Origin of the sequence: Kineococcus sp. R86509 (genome assembly GCF_042466365.1) — a bacterium.
Lineage (GTDB): Bacteria > Actinomycetota > Actinomycetes > Actinomycetales > Kineococcaceae > Kineococcus.
Genome location: NZ_JAXHCE010000001.1, coordinates 344214 through 364229, shown reverse-complemented (window position 1 = coordinate 364229; position 20016 = coordinate 344214). Strand labels below are relative to the sequence as shown.

At 70.1% G+C, this 20016-nt stretch carries 15 protein-coding genes and 1 tRNA gene; 13 read left to right on the top strand and 3 right to left on the bottom strand.

Going from position 1 to position 20016, the window contains the following annotated elements; all coding sequences use genetic code 11:
- Positions 1 to 162: 162 nt before the first annotated feature.
- Positions 163 to 236 (bottom strand) — tRNA-Leu (locus SJY07_RS01760).
- Positions 237 to 346: 110 nt separating this feature from the next.
- Between SJY07_RS01760 and SJY07_RS01755 the strand changes: the two genes are divergently transcribed.
- The 9 genes from SJY07_RS01755 (at position 347) to polA (ending at position 11665) form a co-directional block, all read left to right on the top strand.
- Complete coding sequence (locus tag SJY07_RS01755; protein WP_328295954.1) at positions 347 to 973, top strand: response regulator; 627 nt, start codon at positions 347 to 349, stop codon at positions 971 to 973.
- A gap of 302 nt (positions 974 to 1275) precedes the next feature.
- Complete coding sequence (locus tag SJY07_RS01750; protein ID WP_380156604.1) at positions 1276 to 2451, top strand: branched-chain amino acid ABC transporter substrate-binding protein; 1176 nt, start codon at positions 1276 to 1278, stop codon at positions 2449 to 2451.
- Positions 2452 to 2535: 84 nt separating this feature from the next.
- On the top strand, positions 2536 to 3525 hold the full coding sequence (locus tag SJY07_RS01745; protein ID WP_328295956.1) for a branched-chain amino acid ABC transporter permease: 990 nt from the start codon (positions 2536 to 2538) through the stop codon (positions 3523 to 3525).
- Positions 3522 to 4670, top strand: coding sequence for a branched-chain amino acid ABC transporter permease (locus SJY07_RS01740; protein ID WP_380156601.1), 1149 nt, complete (start codon positions 3522 to 3524; stop codon positions 4668 to 4670). The genes SJY07_RS01745 and SJY07_RS01740 overlap by 4 nt, the downstream gene beginning before the upstream one ends.
- Positions 4663 to 5490 carry an ABC transporter ATP-binding protein gene (locus SJY07_RS01735; RefSeq protein ID WP_380156599.1) on the top strand — a complete coding sequence of 276 codons (828 nt, stop codon included), beginning with the start codon at positions 4663 to 4665 and terminating at the stop codon, positions 5488 to 5490. The genes SJY07_RS01740 and SJY07_RS01735 overlap by 8 nt, the downstream gene beginning before the upstream one ends.
- Entirely contained in the window at positions 5487 to 6239 is a 753-nt protein-coding gene (locus SJY07_RS01730; protein WP_328295959.1) for an ABC transporter ATP-binding protein, read from the top strand. The genes SJY07_RS01735 and SJY07_RS01730 overlap by 4 nt, the downstream gene beginning before the upstream one ends.
- A 273-nt stretch (positions 6240 to 6512) precedes the next feature.
- A complete protein-coding gene (locus tag SJY07_RS01725; protein ID WP_328295960.1) occupies positions 6513 to 7112 on the top strand; it encodes a GNAT family N-acetyltransferase in 600 nt (199 codons plus the stop codon).
- Positions 7113 to 7149: 37 nt separating this feature from the next.
- A complete protein-coding gene (locus SJY07_RS01720; protein WP_380156596.1) occupies positions 7150 to 8814 on the top strand; it encodes a diguanylate cyclase domain-containing protein in 1665 nt (554 codons plus the stop codon).
- A 49-nt stretch (positions 8815 to 8863) separates the two neighbouring features.
- On the top strand, positions 8864 to 11665 hold the full coding sequence (gene polA, locus SJY07_RS01715; protein ID WP_380156594.1) for a DNA polymerase I: 2802 nt from the start codon (positions 8864 to 8866) through the stop codon (positions 11663 to 11665).
- A gap of 200 nt (positions 11666 to 11865) precedes the next feature.
- On the opposite strand, the gene SJY07_RS01710 is transcribed toward polA, so the two are convergent.
- On the bottom strand, positions 11866 to 12684 hold the full coding sequence (locus tag SJY07_RS01710; protein WP_380156592.1) for a class I SAM-dependent methyltransferase: 819 nt from the start codon (positions 12682 to 12684) through the stop codon (positions 11866 to 11868).
- A gap of 181 nt (positions 12685 to 12865) precedes the next feature.
- On the opposite strand from SJY07_RS01710, the gene rpsA reads away from it, so the two are divergent.
- Positions 12866 to 14389, top strand: a complete 1524-nt coding sequence (gene rpsA / locus SJY07_RS01705; protein WP_328295964.1) for a 30S ribosomal protein S1 — start codon at positions 12866 to 12868, stop codon at positions 14387 to 14389.
- Positions 14390 to 14470: 81 nt separating this feature from the next.
- Here the strand turns inward: rpsA and SJY07_RS01700 are convergent, their stop codons facing one another.
- The gene (locus SJY07_RS01700; RefSeq protein WP_328295965.1) at positions 14471 to 15508 is read right to left on the bottom strand and encodes a LacI family DNA-binding transcriptional regulator; all 1038 of its coding nucleotides are present in this window, start codon (positions 15506 to 15508) and stop codon (positions 14471 to 14473) included.
- A 370-nt stretch (positions 15509 to 15878) separates the two neighbouring features.
- On the opposite strand from SJY07_RS01700, the gene chvE reads away from it, so the two are divergent.
- The 3 genes from chvE (at position 15879) to mmsB (ending at position 19963) form a co-directional block, all read left to right on the top strand.
- Positions 15879 to 17030, top strand: a complete 1152-nt coding sequence (gene chvE / locus SJY07_RS01695; RefSeq protein WP_380162095.1) for a multiple monosaccharide ABC transporter substrate-binding protein — start codon at positions 15879 to 15881, stop codon at positions 17028 to 17030.
- A 108-nt stretch (positions 17031 to 17138) separates the two neighbouring features.
- Positions 17139 to 18737, top strand: a complete 1599-nt coding sequence (gene mmsA / locus SJY07_RS01690; protein ID WP_380156589.1) for a multiple monosaccharide ABC transporter ATP-binding protein — start codon at positions 17139 to 17141, stop codon at positions 18735 to 18737.
- A complete protein-coding gene (gene mmsB / locus SJY07_RS01685; RefSeq protein ID WP_380156587.1) occupies positions 18734 to 19963 on the top strand; it encodes a multiple monosaccharide ABC transporter permease in 1230 nt (409 codons plus the stop codon). The genes mmsA and mmsB overlap by 4 nt, the downstream gene beginning before the upstream one ends.
- Positions 19964 to 20016: the final 53 nt, after the last annotated feature.

Sequence of the window (20016 nt, the reverse complement as noted above, 5' to 3'; positions counted from 1 at the left end):
CGGACGACGACGCAGCGCCCCCCGGCCAGGGACCACCTGAGCCGGGGGGCGCTGCGTCGTCCTCGGGCCGTGCCGTCGGGGCCGGAGACGACGAAGGCCCCGCAACGGCCCCTCCGGACGGGAGTCCGGGGAGCAGCTGCGGGGCCGACGACCGTTCACGCGTGCCCTGGGTGGGATTCGAACCCACACTGGTGCGAGTTTGAGTCGCATGCCTCTGCCGGTTGGGCTACCAGGGCGTCCCGGAGGATGCCGGTTCACCTTACCGAAGCCGGAGCGGTGCCTTCGACACCCCTCGGGGACACCCGACGCGACGACGGGTCGTAGTAGGTGCGGGGTACGGACTAGGATGCCCTCCGTGACGAACACTCCCGACACCCCCGCCCCCTCCGCGACCACTCGTCGGGTGGTCGTCGCGGAGGACGAGGCCATCATCCGGCTCGACATCGTGGAGATGCTCACCGAGGCCGGGTACGACGTCGTCGGTCAGGCGGGTGACGGCGAGCAGGCCGTCGCGCTGGCCGAGGAGCACAAGCCCGACCTCGTGGTCATGGACATCAAGATGCCCATCCTCGACGGCATCTCCGCCGCGGAACGCATCGCCAAGGCCCGCATCGCGCCCGTCGTGCTGCTGACGGCGTTCTCGCAGGCCGAGCTCGTCGAACGCGCCCGCGACGCCGGGGCGATGGCCTACGTCGTGAAGCCGTTCACGTCCGCCGACCTGCTGCCGGCCGTCGAGATCGCGGTCAGCCGCTACCAGCAGATCATGGCGCTGGAGGACGAGGTCGCCGACCTCGCCGACCGCTTCGAGACGCGCAAGCTCGTCGACCGGGCCAAGTCGAAGCTGCAGACCCAGTTCGGCATGTCCGAGCCCGAGGCCTTCCGCTGGATCCAGAAGACCTCGATGGACAAGCGCCTCACGATGCGCGAGGTCGCGACGACGGTCATCAGCGCCGGCGGCGAGGACCGCGCCTGACGTTGCGCCCAGCGGCTCCCGTTGCGGTGACCGCACCACGACGACAGCCCCGACCCGCGCTCCGCGCGGGTCGGGGCTGTCGTCGTTTCGGCGTCGATCCGGTCACGGAACGGAACATCTGCGCAGTTCCGGGGCCCGGTGTTGACCGATGTGTGTAACGACCCGGTGAACTCGTACACGCAATACCCCCGAAAACGCTGTGCGCCCCCTAGTGTTCACCCCGGCTCCACCGCTCACGGGTGGTGCCCGCGGGTGCGTGCGTCGGTGCGCCTCCCGCGCCCACGGCCCAGGAGGACAAGCCAGTGCGCTCCATCGTCAAACTCGCGGCTCCGGCCGCGGCCGCCGCCCTCTTGCTCGCTGCGTGCGGCACCACCGGTGGCGACGACACCGCGACCGGCGGCGAGTCCAGCGGCGGCAGCAGCAGCTGCCCCTCCGGCCTCAGCATCGGCTTCTTCGGCGCCCTCACCGGCCCCAACGCCAACCTGGGTGTCAACATCCAGAACGGCGTGAAGCTCGCCGTCGACCAGCACAACAAGGAGAGCGGCGCCTGCCAGGTGAAGCTCACCCCTTACGACTCCCAGGGTGACCAGAACCAGGCCCAGGGCCTCGCCCAGCAGGCCATCGGCGACAAGAACGTCATCGGTCTCGTGGGACCGGCGTTCTCCGGCGAGTCCAAGGTCGCCGACCCGATCTTCGCCGAGGCGGGCCTCGTCGGCGTGACGCCGTCGGCCACCAACCCCGCGCTGGCCGAGAACGGCTGGAAGACCTTCTTCCGCGTGCTGGGCAACGACGCGTCGCAGGGGCCGGCCGCGGCCTCCTACATCACCGGCACGCTCGGCAAGCAGAAGGTGTACGTCATCGACGACTCCTCCGAGTACGGCAAGGGCCTCGCCGACATCGTCCGTGGCGACCTCAAGACCGCCGACGTGAAGGACAACACCATCCAGACCGGCCAGACCGACTTCTCCGCGGTCGTCGCTGACATCCGCGCCTCCGGTGCGGACTCGGTCTTCTTTGGCGGGTACTACGCCGAAGGCGGTCTGCTGCTCAAGCAGATGCGTGAAGCCGGTCTCAGCAGCGACCAGGTCGCCTTCATCTCCGACGACGGCGCCAAGGACGAGGGCCTCATCACCGCCGCGGGCGACACCGCCGCCGAAGGTGCCTACCTCACCTGCCCGTGCCTGCCGCCGGACAAGGCCGGTGGCACGTTCGTGGCCGACTACACCGCGGCCTACGGCTCGGCCCCGGCGACCTACTCGGCCGAGGGGTACGACGCGGCGTCGATCCTGATGGCCGGGGTCAAGGCCGGCAAGGTCACCCGTGAGGACCTGCTGTCCTTCGTCGCCAGCTACGACGCCCCCGGCGTCACCAAGCAGCTGAAGTTCGACGACAAGGGTGAGCCCAGCGAGATCAGCGTCTGGGCCTACAAGGTCGAGGGCGGCCAGATCGTGGCCGACCAGGAGATCAAGGCTTCCTGACGTCGTCGACGGCCCCACCCGCCGCTGTGCGGGTGGGGCCGTCGCACGTCCTCACCGTCCCCCCGCTCGTTCCCCTCACCCCGGGTGGTTCCCCTGTCCACGTTTCTCGACCTGACATTCACGGGTCTGGTGATCGGCGCGATCTACGCCCTCTTCGCCCTCGGCTACACCCTCGTCTACGGCGTCCTGCGCCTCATCAACTTCGCGCACTCCGAAGTCTTCATGTGGGGCAGCTTCGGTGCCGTCTGGGCCATGACGCTGCTCGGTGCGCACTCCGGCATGAACTGGGTGGCCGCGATCGGGCTGCTGATCGTCGCGCTGGTCGTGGCCATGCTCGTCAGCGGTGGGGTCGCCCTCGTCGTCGAACGGATCGCCTACCGCCGCCTGCGTGAGAAGCACGCGCCGCCCCTGGTCGCGCTCATCTCCGCCATCGGGGCCTCGTTCATGCTGTCCGAGATCATGGGGCTGCGGGACCGCATCGCCGGCTGGGTCGGTCTCGACGGCGTCCTCGGCGACTACGTCCGCCAGGCCCGGGAGAACACCTCCTTCCCCAACCCGCTGCCCAACGTGCAGGTGCTGGCGGTCGGCGGTTTCGAGATCCGCAGCAACCAGCTCATCGTCCTCGTCGCGGCGATCCTCATGATGGTCGCGCTCGACCAGTTCGTCAGCCGCTCCCGCCTCGGCCGGGGCGTCCGCGCCGTGTCGCAGAACCCCGAGGCCGCGGCGCTGATGGGTGTGAACCAGAAGCGCGTCGTCCAGCTGACGTTCTTCATCGGTGGTCTGATGGCCGGTGCGGCGGCGCTGCTGTACCTGCTGCACATCGGGGTCACCCGCTACAACGTCGGGTTCATCCTCGGCATCAAGGCCTTCACCGCCGCCGTCCTCGGCGGCATCGGCAACATCCGCGGCGCCCTCGTCGGTGGCCTCGTCCTCGGCCTGGCCGAGAACTACGCCACGTTGTTCGGGCTGGCGTCGTCGTGGAAGGACGTCGTGTCGTTCCTGCTGCTGATCGTCGTCCTGCTGTTCCGGCCCACCGGCATCCTCGGCGAGTCCCTCGGGAAGGCCCGCGCATGAGCACCTCCGCCACGGCGAAACCCGTGAAGCCGACCCTGGTCGACCGCTGGTCGGCCCTGCCCAAACCCGCCCAGATCCTGGTCTGGGTGCTCATCGCGCTCTTCTTCTTCGTCCTGCCGCTGCTGAACCTCCCGATCGTGTCCACCCCGGACGCGGAGTTCGGGTCCGTGCTGGCCACCGTCGCGAACTACGCCCTCGTCGCCCTCGGCCTGAACATCGTGCTCGGCTACGCGGGACTGCTCGACCTCGGGTACGTGGGTTTCTACGCCATCGGCGCCTACACGGTCGGGGTCGGCGGGTCGTTGCACGGTTCCATCCCGTGGCCCGTCCTGATCGTCATGGCCGTCACCATCTCCACCGCGAGCGGTCTGCTCCTCGGGGCCCCGACCCTGCGGGTGCGCGGTGACTACCTGGCGATCGTGACCCTCGGGTTCGGTGAGATCATCCGCCTCACGGCGCTGAACACCGAATGGTTGAACCAGGCCCGCGGCATCACCGGGATCCCGCGTCCGCCGTCCACCGAACTGTTCGGCCTGCCCAGCCTGGTCTGGGACGGGGCCACGGCCAAGGTGGACCTCGGCGACGGCGCGAAGTCCATCTTCCTGAAGTTCGGTCTGATCGACGCGGTGCCGTACTACTGGCTGGCCCTGATCGTCATCATCGTCGTCCTCATCGCCGACAAGCTGCTGCAGGCCAGCCGCGTCGGCCGCGCGTGGGAGGCCACCCGCGAGGACGAGGAGGCCGCCGAGCTCAACGGGGTCCCGACGTTCCGCTTCAAGCTGCTCGCGTTCGCCATGGGGGCGTTCGTCGGGGGGTTGTCGGGCGCGCTGTACGCCTCGCGCATCGGGTCGATCAACCCCGACTCGTTCATGATCCAGCTGTCGATGATGTTCCTCGCCGCCGTCGTCATCGGGGGTCAGGGCAACCGCTGGGGCGCCATCGTCGGCGGTGTCGTCGTGGCCTACCTGCCGGAACGCTTCCGCGAGTTCGCCGACTTCCGCATCGTCGTCTTCGGCCTGCTCCTGCTGCTGCTGGCGAACTTCCGCCCGCAGGGTCTGCTGCCACCGCGGCGGGCGAAGCGTGCCCAGCGCGCCGACGCCGCCACCAAGGAACTCGAAGGGACCGAGGAGGGCGCTCGTGCCTGAACTCACGAAGGACACCGGGAACACCGCACCGGCCCAGGCCGGCCGTGCGCTGCTGACCATGGAGAACGTCACCCTCAAGTTCGGCGGGGTCGTCGCCCTCAACGAGGTCTCCTTCGAGATCCGCGAGGGGGAGATCCTCGGCCTGATCGGCCCCAACGGCGCCGGCAAGACGACGTGCTTCAACGCCCTCACCGGCGTCTACCAGCCGACGTCGGGCCGGGTCGTCTTCGACGGGCAGCCGCTGGGCAAGCGCAAGCGGTTCCAGATCAACCGTCTCGGGATCGCCCGCACGTTCCAGAACATCCGCCTGTTCGGGAACATGACCGCGCGGGAGAACGTCCTCGTCGGGGCCGACTCCCACCACCGCTCGGGGGTGATCAACTCGCTGTTCCGGTTGCCCCGGCACCGGCGCGAGACCCGCGAGGGACACCGGCTGGCCGACGAGCTGCTCGACATGATGGACCTGTCCCACCGGGCGGACGACCTGGCGCGCAACCTCTCCTACGGCGAGCAGCGCCGCCTGGAGATCGCCCGCGCCCTGGCCACCCGGCCGAAGCTGCTCTGCCTGGACGAACCCGCCGCGGGTTTCAACCCGGTCGAGAAGCAGCGCTTGATGGACCTGATCCGCCGGGTCCGCGACATGGGCAACACGGTCCTGCTCATCGAGCACGACATGCGCCTGGTCATGGGCGTCACCGACCGGATCGTCGTCCTGGAGTTCGGGAAGAAGATCGCCGACGGCCTCCCCGCGGACATCCGCAACGACCCCGCCGTCATCGCCGCCTACCTCGGCGTCGAGTCCGAGGAGGACGACCAGTGAGCACGCCGACGCAGAAGACCCTCGGTGAGACCCAGCTCGTCGTCGACGACCTCAGCGTCAACTACGGGCGCATCGAGGCCATCCGCAACGTCTCCTTCAGCGTCCCCCAGGGCGGGATCGCGACGCTCATCGGCGCCAACGGGGCCGGCAAGACGACCACGCTCAAGACGGTGTCGGGTCTGCGGACCGTGCGGACCGGCCGGATCGTGTTCGAGGGCGAGGACATCACCAAGGTGCCCTCGCACAAGCTCGTCACGAAGGGGCTCTGCCAGGCCCCGGAGGGTCGGGGGACGTTCGTCGGGATGACGGTCGAGGAGAACCTCGACATGGGCGCCTACACCCGCAAGGACCGGCGTTCCGCGGCCTACCGGAGCGACCTCGACCGCGTCTACACGTTGTTCCCGCGGTTGAAGGAACGCCGCACCCAGTTCGCCGGGACGATGTCGGGCGGGGAGCAGCAGATGCTCGCCATCGGGCGCGCCCTCATGAGTCGACCCCGCGTGCTGCTCCTGGACGAGCCGTCCATGGGCCTCGCGCCCAAGCTCATCCAGCAGATCTTCTCGATCATCGTGGAGATCAACCAGCAGGGCACCACCGTCCTGCTCGTCGAGCAGAACGCCGCCCAGGCGCTGCGGATCTCCGACGTGGCCTACGTCCTGGAGACCGGAACCGTCGTGCGAACGGGCACGGGGGCCGAACTGGCCGCGGACGACTCCATCCGCGCCGCCTACCTCGGGGGCGACGTCTAGGCCCTCCCGTCCGTCACGACGCCGCAGACCCCGGGAGCCCGGCTCCCGGGGTCAGAGTGCGCCTGATCGCGGGCGTGGCGGATCGTCACGTTGACAGCACAATCGAGCACGCAGCGTCGAAGGTGACGCCCAGATCGTGGGGGTACCTTCCGCCCCGGCGCTCCCGTGCCCTAGTGTCCGGCGCAGTCGCCACGAGCAAGCGGGGCGGCCACCGGAGCGGGGGCCCGGTCTGCTTCGTCGGGTGCGTCGACGCACCTCGTGGAAGGGGATCACGTGGCACGACCTGCCCTGGAGGTCAGAGACGCCGGCACGGGCGATCTCGACGCCCTCATGGAGCTCTACTCGAGCGCCCGCTTCGACCAGGGCCAGCTGCGCGCCTCGGTGGGCAGCGTCCGGGCCCGGCTCGAGCGGGCGATGGAGGCCGGCGAGGTCCAGGTGCTCATCGCGTTCCTGGGCGCCGAGCCCGCCGGCTACGCCCTCCTGACGACCTCGCCGCTGCTGCCGCTGGGCAGCACCGCGGGCCCCAGCATCGAACACCTCCACGTCGTCCCGGCGCTGCGGCGTCGCGGGGTCGGCCGGGCGCTGCTGCGTCGTGCGCTGCACCTGGCCCAGGCCGAGGGCGCCGAGCAGATCGCCTGCACCGTCCTGCCGGGTGACCGCGACTACACCCGCTACATGGCCCGCCTCGGGTTCGCGCCCGCCGTGGTGCGCCGCGCGGTCCCCGTCCACGTCCTGCGCCGGCGTCTCTCCGAGGGACCCGCCGCCCTCGTGCACACGACCGACGTCGTGGCCCGGCGCCGCTCGTTGCGGGCCCGGCTGGCCCGCTCGGCGGCCCCGACGACTCCCGGCACGGGCGTCCCGACCGCCTCCTGAGGCTCAAGACCACCTCCGGGGTGCCGACACCCCGAAGGTGAGCACGTCGGAAGCAGCTGCCGCCATCGTGGCCGCCATGCGGGCCGACGAGCGGTCCCGCGTCTGCGCCATCGACCACGAGGGTGTGCTCGTCACCGTCCCCGCGAGCCTGGAACTGCCCGCGGGGAGCGCGCTCACCCCGCCCGGCCACCGCACGACGCTGGCCCACCTCGTGGACTCCCTGGACCTGATGCGCGTGGTCGAGATGTGGGAGCTCGTGCAGGTCGACGGCGTCGCCTCCGGCGTGGTCCGGCTGCCGGGCAACCCCGAGCAGTACGCCCTCGCCTTCGCCGACGCCCGCGCGGAGCACGGGTGCTACCTGGCCTCGCTGACCCCGCTCGGGGTCACCGTGGTGGGGACCGGCAGCGGCGCCCAGGAGATCACCCGCGTCATCGAGGAGGTGCGTCCGCGCACCGCCACCCTGCGCAAGGACTCCCACGCCCTCATCACCGAGGTCGGCGACCGGGCCGAACGCCTCCTGGGATACCCCGCCGCGGCGATGGTCGGACACCGCTCCACGGAGTTCCTGCACCCCGACGACGTCGCCGTCGCCCTCGACGGGTGGATGCAGATGCTGAGCACCGGAGTCGGCTACCGGTCGCGGCTGCGCCACCGTCGCGGCGACGGCAGCTGGCTCTGGCTCGAGGTCGTGCAGCAGCTCGCGCCCACCGACGACGGCACCCTGTCCGTGGTCGCCGAACTCACCGACATCAGCACCGAGATGGCCGCCGTGGAGGAGCTGCGTCGCCGGGAGCGGCTCTTCCGCCGCACCGTCGAGGCGCTGCCCGTCGGCCTGCTCCGGATGGACCTGCAGGGCCGCGTCGTCCAGGTCAACGCCCGCTTCGGCGCGCTGCTGGGCTCGCCCGCGGGCCTGCCCGAGGACGCCTCGCTGGCCGCCCGCCTCGCCGACTGCGGCGAGGACTGCGCCACCCGCACCCTGGCCGCCGTGCAGGCCTGCCTCACCGGGGGTGACGACGCCCGCGTCCAGGTCACCGTCGGCGGCGACGACTGGTCCGGCGCCCAGCACTGCTCGATCGACGTCGTCCCCCTGGGCGACGACGACGGTGAACCCGGTGTCGTGCTCGTCGTCCAGGACGTCACCGAGGCCGTGCGCGCTCAGCGGCGCCTCGCCCACCGCGCGACCACCGACGGCCTCACCGGCTGCCTCAACCGCTCCGCCGTGCTGAGCGCCCTCGACGACGCGCTCGCCACCGCCCCGACCGGGGGCGAGCACGCCCCCGCGGTGATCTTCTTCGACCTCGACGGCTTCAAGTCCGTCAACGACCGCCTCGGGCACGCCGTCGGCGACGCGCTGCTGATCCGGGTCAGCGAGGTCCTGCGCGAGGTCGTCGCCGTCCACCCCGGAGGCGCCGAGGTCTCCCGCCTCGGCGGCGACGAGTTCCTCGTCGTGCTGCACCGCAGCGAGGACCAGCAGGAGGTCGAGGACCTCGCCCGGCGCGCCTGCGAGACGCTGCGCGAGAACCTGCCCCGCACCCCGCAGCTGGCCGGGGACCTGCACCGGTTGCCCATCGGGTCCAGCGCCGGCTCCGCGCGGGCCGTCCCCGGCGACACCGCCGGCACGCTGGTCGCCCGCGCCGACGCCGCCATGTACGTGGCGAAGCGCGCCGGGCGCCGGGCGGACTGGAGCGACCCCGGCCGTTGACCCCTCGCTGGTGAGGCCGGTGTCGGAGGGGCTGGCTACCCTGACCGACGTGACACCCGCTGCCTCCACGCCCACTCGCGCCGCCGCGAAGAAGACCGCCGCGAAGCCCGCGAAGAAGGCGGCGCCCACCCGCCCCCGGCTGCTGCTCATCGACGGCCACTCGATGGCCTACCGCGCCTTCTACGCCCTGCCGGTGCAGAACTTCGCGACGACGACGGGCCAGCCGACGAACGCCGTCTACGGCTTCACCTCGATGCTCATCAACCTGCTGCGCGACGAGGACCCGACCCACTTCTGCGTCACCTTCGACGTCTCGCGCGCCTCCTTCCGCACCGAGGTCTACGCCGAGTACAAGGGCACCCGGACCAAGAGCCCGGACGAGTTCCGCGGGCAGGTGGACCTGGTCAAGGAGGTCCTCACCGCCCTGCGGGTGCCGATCGTCGAGATCGAGGGCTACGAGGCCGACGACGTCATCGCGACCCTCACCGAACGGGCCGTCGAGCAGGGTTTCGAGGTCCTCATCTCCAGCGGGGACCGCGACGCCTTCCAGCTCGTCCGCGACGAGGTCACCGTCCTCTACCCGGTCAAGGGGGTCTCCGAACTGATCCGGATGACCCCCGAGGCCGTGGAGGCGAAGTACGGCGTCCCGCCGCAGCGCTACCCCGACCTCGCGGCCCTGGTGGGGGAGACCTCGGACAACCTGCCCGGGGTGCCGGGCGTCGGCGCGAAGACCGCCGCGAAGTGGATCAACCTCTACGACGGCCTCGACGGCGTCATCGCCAACGCCGACCTCGTCAAGGGCAAGGCGGGGGAGAGCCTGCGCGAGCACCTCGACTCCGTCATCCGCAACCGACGACTCAACGCCCTGGTCAACGACCTCCAGCTCTCCGCGACCATCCCCGAGCTGATCCGCCGCGCCTGGGACCGCGAGGAGGTCCACACCGTCTTCGACGGTCTGGAGTTCCGCGTCCTGCGCGACCGGCTGTTCGCGACGCTGGAATCGGCCGAACCGGAGGCCGAGGAGGGATTCGGCGTCGACGGCGCGATCCTGCTCGGCGGCGAGGTGGCCCCCTGGCTGCTGGAGCACGCCCAGGGCCGGACCGGACTGCAGGTCACGGGGGAGTGGGGACGCGGCACGGGCGAGGTCACCGGCCTCTCCTTCGCCGGCGCCGACGGCGTCGCCGCCTGGATCGACCCGGTCACCCTCGAACCGGGCGACGAGCAGGCCCTCGCCGCCTGGCTCGCCGATCCCGCACGACCCAAGGTCGCCCACGACGTGAAGGGCCCCAGCCACGCCCTGCTCGCCCGCGGCTGGGAGCTGGCCGGGGTCGTCTTCGACACCGCCCTCGCCGCCTACCTGTGCCGGCCCGACCAGCGCAGCTACGACCTCGCCGACCTGTCCGTGCGCCACCTCAAGCGCGAGCTGCGCGCCGAGGGCTCCGCGCCCGGTTCGCCCGCCGAACCCGTCGACGAGCAGCTCACCCTCGACGGTGACGACGGTCCCGTCGGCGGTGACGAGCAGGCCCGCGCCGAGGAGGGCATGGTCCGGGCGCTCGCGATCTCCGAGCTGGCCGGGGTGCTCGCGACCGAGCTCGAGGAGCGCGGCGGCACCCGGCTGCTGCACGAGGTCGAACTGCCGCTCGTCGGGGTGCTCGCCCGCCAGGAACGCGTCGGCGTCGCCGTCGACGGACAGCTGCTGACCGACCTGGAGGCGCACTTCGCCGAGCGCGTCGCGCAGGCGCAGACCCTCGCCTACGAGGTCATCGGCACCGAGATCAACCTCGGCTCGCCCAAGCAGCTGCAGACCGTGCTCTTCGAACAGCTGGAGATGCCGAAGACGAAGCGCACCAAGACCGGGTACACGACGGACGCCGACGCGCTGGCCGCGCTCTTCGTCAAGACCGAGCACCCGTTCCTGGCCCACCTGCTCGAGCACCGCGACGCGTCCCGGCTGCGCCAGACCGTCGAGGGGCTGCAGAAGTCCGTGGCCGACGACGGCCGCATCCACACGACGTACCAGCAGATGATCGCCGCGACCGGTCGGCTGTCCTCCACGGACCCGAACCTGCAGAACATCCCGATCCGCACCGAGGAGGGACGCCGGATCCGGGAGGCGTTCGTCGTCGGCTCCTACGCAGCTGGTGGGGGGGAGTTCGAGTGCTTGCTCACGGCCGACTACTCCCAGATCGAGATGCGGATCATGGCCCACCTCTCCGGGGACGAGGGGCTGATCGCCGCCTTCACCTCCGGCGAGGACCTGCACCGCTTCGTCGGCAGTCGCGTCTTCCACGTCGAACCCGCCGACGTGACGGCGGAGATGCGCGCGAAGATCAAGGCGATGTCCTACGGACTCGCCTACGGCCTCAGCGCCTTCGGGCTCTCCAACCAGCTGAAGATCTCCACCGAGGAGGCCAAGGGCCTCATGGACGAGTACTTCGAACGCTTCGGCGGGGTGCGCGACTACCTGTTCGGTGTCGTCGAGGAGGCCCGCCGGACCGGGTGGACCGAGACGATCATGGGTCGTCGCCGCTACCTCCCCGACCTCGCCAGCGACAACCGCCAGCGACGCGAGATGGCCGAGCGGATGGCCCTCAACGCGCCCATCCAGGGTTCGGCGGCCGACATCATCAAGGTCGCGATGCTCGACCTGGACCGGGGTCTGCGGGAGTCCGGGCTGCGCTCGCGGCTGCTGCTGCAGGTCCACGACGAACTCGTCCTCGAGGTCGCCGAGGGCGAGCGCGAGGCCCTGGAGGCCCTGGTGCGCTCGACGATGGCGGGGGCGGCGGACCTGGCCGTGCCGTTGGACGTGTCGGTCGGCGTCGGGCGCAGCTGGCACGAAGCGGGGCACTGACCCCGGTCGTGCGGGTCGCCGCGGTGGTCACCCCCGCAGCGACCGGCCGACCTGCCACCGGTCCGTCCCGGCGCTGCCGCACCGTGGAGTGAGGTGTGGGTGTGCCGGACAGGTCGCCCTGACGCCCACTCCGTCCCACCCACACCTCACTCCACGTGGTGACACCGATGGGTGCGACGGTCCGGGGCGTGGGTGCGCGGTCACGGCAGGTCAGCGACCAGGACCAGGGTCCCCGGGAGGAGCTCTCCGCGCAGCCGGCTCCACCCGCCCCACACGGCGTCGCCGGCGGCCCACTCGGGTTCGACCAGGTCGCGCACCATGAACCCGGCGCCGACGAGGAGCCGCACCCAGTCGCCGACGGTGCGGTGGTGCTCGGCGTAGGTCACGACGCCGTGCTCGTCGGCCTCGACGTAGGCCCGGCGGTCGAAGTAGGAGTGGATGGCGGTGAGGCCCTCGGGGCCGGGGACGTCGGGCAGGGCCCACCGCAGCGGGTGCGGGACGCTCGCCGCGAACCGGCCGCCCGGGCGCAGCACGCGGGCGGACTCCGCGAGCACGGCGTCCGCGTCGGAGACGAAGGGCAGTGCCCCGTAGGAGGTGAAGACGACGTCGAAGCTGTCGTCGGCGAAGGGCAGCACCCGGGCGTCGCACTGCACCAGCGGCACCCCGGCGGCGTGCGCCGCGTCGGAGCCCTCGCGCAGCATCCCGAGGGAGAGGTCGCTGGCCACGACCCGTCCACCGCGCGCGGCGACCCAGCGGGCGCACTGGGCGGCGCCGGCGCCGAACTCCAGGACGGTCCTCCCGGTGAGGTCGCCGAGCAACCCCGCGTCGGCCTCGCGCAGCCCCTCCGGTCCCCAGACCAGGTCCGAGCCCTCCCGGTCGTCGCCGAGGAAGGCGCCGTGCTCGCGGCGGTACCCGTCGGCCTCGGCGTCCCACCAGCGGCGCTGAGCGGCCACGGTCTCGCTCGCGCCGACGCTGCGGCGTCCCACGGAGGGCTGGTCGGGGAGTTCCTCGGTGCTCACCGGGAGATCGTCCCAGTCACCCCGGTGCCGGGGCGGCTTTGCCCCCTCCGCCGCACACAGGTAGGCTCGTACGGCTTGCGTCCCCAGGTTCCACCTACGGTTCCCCCGGGTGGCGCAGGTGGCGGCCGGGACGACCCGGGCCCGCGACCCTACGACTGTCCATGACGGAGCCCCTACCTCCATGACGACCACCACGACCGCGCCGGCGGGCACCACTCCTCAGATCGCGATCAACGACATCGGATCGGCTGAGGACTTCCTTGCCGCGGTCGACGCGACCATCAAGTACTTCAACGACGGTGACATCGTCTCCGGCACCATCGTGAAGGTCGACCGTGACGAGGTCCTCCTCGACATCGGTTACAAGACCGAGGGCGTCATCCCCTCGCGCGAGCTCTCGATCAAGCACGACGTCGACCCCAACGAGGTCGTCGGTGTCGGCGACGAGGTCGAGGCCCTGGTCCTCCAGAAGGAGGACAAGGAAGGCCGTCTGATCCTGTCCAAGAAGCGCGCTCAGTACGAGCGTGCCTGGGGCACCATCGAGGCCAAGAAGGAAGCCGACGAGGTCGTCGAGGGCGTCGTCATCGAGGTCGTCAAGGGCGGCCTCATCCTCGACATCGGTCTGCGCGGCTTCCTGCCCGCGTCGCTGGTCGAGATGCGTCGTGTCCGCGACCTGCAGCCCTACGTCGGCAAGACGATCGAAGCCAAGATCATCGAGCTGGACAAGAACCGCAACAACGTGGTCCTGTCCCGCCGTGCCTGGCTCGAGCAGACCCAGTCGGAGGTTCGCCAGAACTTCCTCACGACCCTGCAGAAGGGTCAGGTCCGCTCCGGCGTCGTCTCCTCGATCGTCAACTTCGGTGCGTTCGTGGACCTGGGCGGCGTCGACGGTCTCGTCCACGTCTCCGAGCTGTCCTGGAAGCACATCGACCACCCCTCCGAGGTCGTCGAGGTCGGTCAGGAAGTCACCGTCGAGGTCCTCGACGTGGACATGGACCGCGAGCGCGTGTCCCTGTCGCTCAAGGCGACGCAGGAAGACCCGTGGCAGCAGTTCGCCCGGACCCACGCGATCGGTCAGGTCGTGCCGGGCAAGGTCACCAAGCTCGTCCCGTTCGGTGCGTTCGTGCGCGTCGACGACGGCATCGAGGGCCTGGTCCACATCTCCGAGCTGGCCGAGCGCCACGTCGAGGTGCCGGAGCAGGTCGTCCAGGTCAACAGCGACATCTTCGTCAAGGTCATCGACATCGACCTCGAGCGTCGCCGGATCTCGCTGTCGCTGAAGCAGGCCACCGAGGCCCTCGCGGCCGCGGGCGAGGAGTTCGACCCCTCGCTCTACGGCATGGCGGCGGACTACGACGAGCAGGGGAACTACAAGTACCCCGAGGGCTTCGACCCCGAGACCAACGACTGGCTCGAGGGCTTCGAGACCCAGCGCGAGGAGTGGGAAGGGCAGTACGCCCTCGCCCACGAGCGCTGGGAGGCCCACAAGAAGTCCGTGGCCGAGCAGGCCGAGGCCGAGGCGAAGGCCGAAGCCGAGGGCGTCACCGCGGCGTCGACGACCAGCAGCTCCAGCTCCTCGAGCAGCAGCAGCTCCTCGTCCTCCGCTCCGTCGTCCTACACCTCCGAGGCTCCGGAGGCCGCCGGCACGCTGGCGTCCGACGAGGCCCTGGCGGCCCTGCGCGAGAAGCTCACCGGCGGGAACTGATCGTCCGCTGACACGCTGATCGACTGACGAAGGCCCCGACCGGATCCCGGTCGGGGCCTTTGTCGTGCCGGGGGTGTCCGGTCAGCGGGGGGCGGCGGTGCTGGAACGGACGATCAGAGCGGGGGAGACCGGACCGGTCTCGACGACGCGCTCGCCCAGGCGGCCGAGCAGCACCCGCACGCAGCGGCGGCCGATCTCGGCGAAGTCCTGGCTGACCGTCGTCAGCGGGGGGAAGAGGAACCGCGCTTCGGGGATGTCGTCGAAGCCGACGACGCTCACGTCCTCGGGGACGGAGCGGCCCACGTCGGCCAGCGCCCGCAGGACCCCCACGGCCATGTGGTCGTTGGCGACGAAGAGGGCGCTGACCTCATCCACCGGCAGTCCGCCCAGCGCCAGGTACCCCGACTGCGCGGACCAGTCGCCGCGGACGGGACGGGGCACGACCCGCACGCGCTCGACCAGCGCGGTCCGCCAGCCCGTGGAGCGTGCCCGCGACTCCGCCCAGTCCCGGGGCCCGGCGACGTGGTGGACCGTGGTGTGCCCGAGGTCGAGCAGGTGGTGGGTCGCCTCCCGGGCCGCGGTGACCTCGGCCCAGTAGGCGTCGGCGATCCCGGCCCCGTCGAGGCCGGGGGCCAGCACGCAGGGGAACGCGGCGTCCACCGCGCGGACGGCCTCCTGCGAGGCGTCCTCGGGGACGACGGCGATGGCGCCGTCGACGTACTGCGAGCGGAGTTCCTCCAGCGCCGTCCGCACACCGTCCGGCGTGAGGTCGGGCAGCATCACGAGCGAGACGGAGTACCCGGCCGCACGGGCCGCCTCCTGGATCCCGGACAGCGTGGTGACGCTGCCGTAGAGCGAGGTGTCGGCCGCGACCACGCCGATGCGGTGTGAGCGTCGGGTGACGAGGGTCCGGGCGGCGATGTTGGGCCGGTAGCCGAGCTCGGCGATGGCGAGCTCGACGCGTTCGCGGGTGCGGCGCGCGACGGAGGGACTGCCGCGCACCACGCGGGAGACGGTCTGCTGGGAGACGCCGGCCAGCGCGGCGACGTCGGCGAGGACCGGAACGCGCGACTCGGCCTCGGGGGCAGCGGCGCCCCGGGCCTCGGAATCGGCGGACATGCCACTTCCTGACTGGTGAGCAGGTCTCGTCCCTCATCGCTGAGGGACGGGAGAAGGGCTGAGGAACGACGGGGGTGCGGGGGAGTGCTCCTGTCGGCGTCGACCTCGCGGCGTCAGGGTAACCCACGCCCGCACCACCACGTGCACCTTCTCGGCGTCTGGGTGAACAGCTTGACGAGCGCGTTTGGCAACGTTAACAATGAAGTCACCAGTCACACCAGATCGTCAGATCGACCTGCTGTCGGGCGCTGGGACGAGGAAGCTCGAGCCCCGCAGCGAACGTCCATCCCCCAGCGCCGTCCGGCGCACACTCAGTGCCGCGCGAGTTCGTTCGCGCGGCATTCACGAGGTACAGAGGAGTTCCGCCGTGATGAAACGCCGCAGTGCCCTTGCCGTCTTCGGCGCAGGAATCGCCTTCACCCTCGCCGCCTGTGGTGGTGGCGGTGCGGGCACCGACACCGCCAGCGGTGACGGCAGTTCCTCCGCCAAGCCCTCCGACGTCACCGTCGGTGTCTCGATGCCGACCCAGACCTCCGAGCGCTGGATCGCCGACGGCAACAACGTCGAGGCGGGCCTGAAGAAGGCCGGCTACAAGGTCGACAAGCAGTTCGCCAACGACGACATCCCGACGCAGGCGCAGCAGATCGACCAGATGATCACCAAGGGCGACAAGGTCCTCATCATCGCCGCCATCGACGGCACGGCGCTGACCAGCCAGCTCACCGCCGCCAAGGCCGCGGGCATCAAGGTCATCTCCTACGACCGCCTCATCCGTGGTTCGGCCGACGTCGACTTCTACGTGTCGTTCGACAACTACAAGGTCGGTGTGCAGCAGGGCACCTCGCTGTTGACCGGCCTCGGCCTGCTGAACGCCGACGGGACCCCCGGTACCGCCACCGGCCCGTTCAACGTGGAACTCTTCGCCGGTTCCCTGGACGACAACAACGCGCAGTTCTTCTGGGACGGTGCGATCGACACCCTGCAGCCCTTCATCGACAAGGGTCAGATCGTCGTCAAGTCCAAGCAGTCGAAGATCGACCAGGCCGCCATCCTCCGTTGGCAGCAGGAGGTCGCGCAGCAGCGCATGGAGAACCTCCTGACCTCCGCCTACAACGACGGCAGCAAGGTCGACGGCGTCCTCTCGCCCTACGACGGCATCTCCCGCGGCATCATCACCGCGCTGCAGAACGCCGGCTACGGCACCGGCGACAAGAAGATGCCGACCATCACCGGTCAGGACGCCGAGATCGCCTCCGTCAAGCTCATCAACGACGGTGTGCAGTACTCGACCATCTTCAAGGACACCCGCAAGCTCGCCGACGAGGCCGTCACCGCCGCCGGCGACATCCTCGCCGGCAAGGAGCCCACGGCGAACGACACCAAGACGTACGACAACGGCGTCAAGGTCGTCCCGGCGTTCCTGCTCGAGTCCCAGGTCGTCACCAAGGACAACGTGAAGACCGCCCTGGTCGACACGAAGTACTACACCCAGGCCGAGGTCGACGCCGGCAAGGCCAGCTGACCCACCACGTGAACCTCCCGTCCCGGCCCGGTCTCCGCGGCCGGGGCGGGATCCGTGGTGTCTCAGCACGAAAACCCCCCATCCAGAACGAGGGACGACGGTTCACCGATGACCGACACAACCCAGGCGTCGACTTCAGCGACGCAGCCCACCATCCTGGAGATGCGTTCCATCACCAAGACCTTCCCCGGGGTCAAGGCGCTGTCCGACGTCTCGCTGTCGGTCCGTCGCGGTGAGGTGCACGCCATCTGCGGCGAGAACGGCGCCGGGAAGTCGACGCTGATGAAGGTCCTCTCCGGGGTCTACCCCTACGGGACCTACGAGGGCGAGATCCACTTCGACGGCAACCTCTCGCAGTTCTCGGGGATCGCCGACAGCGAGAAGACCGGCATCGCGATCATCCACCAGGAACTCGCGCTGGTGCCCTACCTCTCGGTCGCCGAGAACCTGTTCCTCGGCAACGAGATCAAGGGTCGCGGCGGTCTCATCGACTGGAACCGCACGAACGGTGAGGCGTCGAAGCTGCTGGCCCGCGTCGGGCTCGACGAGAACCCGACGACGCCGATCGGGCAGCTCGGGGTCGGCAAGCAGCAGCTGGTCGAGATCGCCAAGGCCATCAGCAAGGACGTCCGCCTGCTGATCCTGGACGAGCCGACCGCAGCGCTGAACGACAACGACTCCGCCCACCTCCTCGACCTGCTGCGCCAGCTGCGGGAAGAGGGGATGACCTGCATCATGATCTCGCACAAGCTGAACGAGATCGAGGCCATCTCGGACTCGGTGACGATCATCCGCGACGGTCGCACCATCGAGACCCTCGACATGCGCGCCGACGCCGTCACCGAGGACCGCATCATCCGCGGGATGGTCGGCCGTGACCTCGACAGCCGTTACCCCGAGCGAGAGTCGAACCCGGGCGAGGAGGTCCTCCGCATCGAGGACTGGACCGTCGGGCACCCCGTGCAGGACCGGTTGGTCGTCGACCACGCGAGCCTGAACGTGCGGGCCGGCGAGGTCGTGGGGATCGCCGGGCTGATGGGCGCCGGGCGCACCGAACTCGCGATGAGCGTCTTCGGTCGCAGCTACGGCCGCTACCTCGGTGGGCAGTTGTTCCACCGCGGCAAGCCCTTCCAGACCCGCAACGTCGGCGAGGCGATCAAGCACGGGCTCGCCTACGCCACCGAGGACCGCAAGAAGTACGGCCTCAACCTCATCGACGACATCAAGCGCAACGTCTCTGCGGCGGCCCTCGACAAACTCGCCACCGGCGGTTTCGTCAACGCCAACGAGGAGATCAAGGTCGCCGAGGACAGCAAGCGGAGCATGAACATCAAGGCTCCGACGGTGACGGCCCTGACCGGGAAGCTCTCCGGCGGGAACCAGCAGAAGGTCGTCCTGTCGAAGTGGATCTACTCCGACCCCGACGTGCTGATCCTCGACGAACCCACGCGCGGCATCGACGTCGGCGCGAAGTACGAGATCTACACGATCATCAACCGGTTGGTGGCCGCTGGCAAGGCCGTCATCGTCATCTCGTCCGAACTGCCCGAACTGCTGGGCATCTGCGACCGCATCTACACCCTCTCGGCCGGCCGGATCACCGGTGAGGTGCCGATCGCCGAGGCATCGCAGGAGAGCCTGATGGTCCTCATGACGAAGGACCGCTCGCTCACCACCACCCCCACCCCTCAGGAGCACACCGCATGAGCGGCACCAGCACGGTCAAGAAGGCGACGCCGCCGCCGGCGCCGAAGACCGGTTCGGCCAACCCCCTCGTCGCCATCACGGCGAACCTGCGCGAGAGCGGCATCTACATCGCGTTCGTCGTGGTCGTGGCGCTGTTCTGGCTGATCACCGACAACCACCTGTCGCTCAGCCCGGGCAACATCACCAACATCATCCTGCAGTACTCCTACGTCCTGGTGCTGGCCATCGGGATGGTCATCGTCATCGTCGCCGGCCACATCGACCTCTCGGTCGGGTCCGTCGTCGCCCTCACGGGGGCGGTCTCGGCGAAACTGGTGATCGGCGACGGTCACGCGTGGTGGGTCGGCATCCTCGCCGCCCTCGGGGTGGGCATCGTCATCGGTGCCTGGCAGGGTTTCTGGGTCGCCTTCGTCGGCATCCCCGCCTTCATCGTCACGCTGGCCGGGATGCTGCTGTTCCGCGGTTTCACGCTGTTCGTGCTGGACAACGTCTCGCTCTCGCCGTTCCCCGAGCAGTACGGCAAGGTCGCGACCGGGTTCATCAACGGCCTGTTCGGCGGGTACGGCTACGACGCGTTCACCCTCTTCATCGGGGTCGTCGCGGTCGTCGCGTTCGCCGTGGGTCAGTTCCGCACCCGGTTGGCCAAGGTCCGCTACCAGCAGGTCGTCGAGGCGCTCCCGCTGTTCGTGCTGCGCATCGTCCTGGTCGCGCTGGTCGTCATGGCCATCGCGTGGAAGCTCGCCCACAGCCGTGGTCTGCCGATCGTCCTCATCATCCTGGCCGTCCTGATCCTGGCCTACTCCGTGATCATGAAGAGCACGGTGTTCGGTCGTCAGGTGTACGCCATCGGCGGGAACCTCGCCGCGGCGCAGCTGTCCGGCGTGAACGTCCGTCGGGTGAACTTCTGGATCTTCGTCAACATGGGCTTCCTGGCCGCGGTCGCCGGGATCATCTTCTCCTCGCGGTCCAACGGCGCCCAGCCGGGCGCCGGCAACGGCTTCGAGCTCGACGCGATCGCCGCGGCCTTCATCGGTGGCGCGGCCGTCACCGGCGGCATCGGGAAGATCCAGGGCGCCATGATCGGTGGTCTGCTCGTCGGCGTGATCTCCAACGGCATGCAGCTGCTGGGCATCGACCAGTCGCTGCAGTCGGTCATCAAGGGCCTCGTGCTGCTGCTGGCCGTCGCGTTCGACGTCTACAACAAGCGTCGCGGTGGGGTGCGCTGACCCGGCACCACCCACGACGACGAAGGGCCCGACCGGAGCGATCCGGTCGGGCC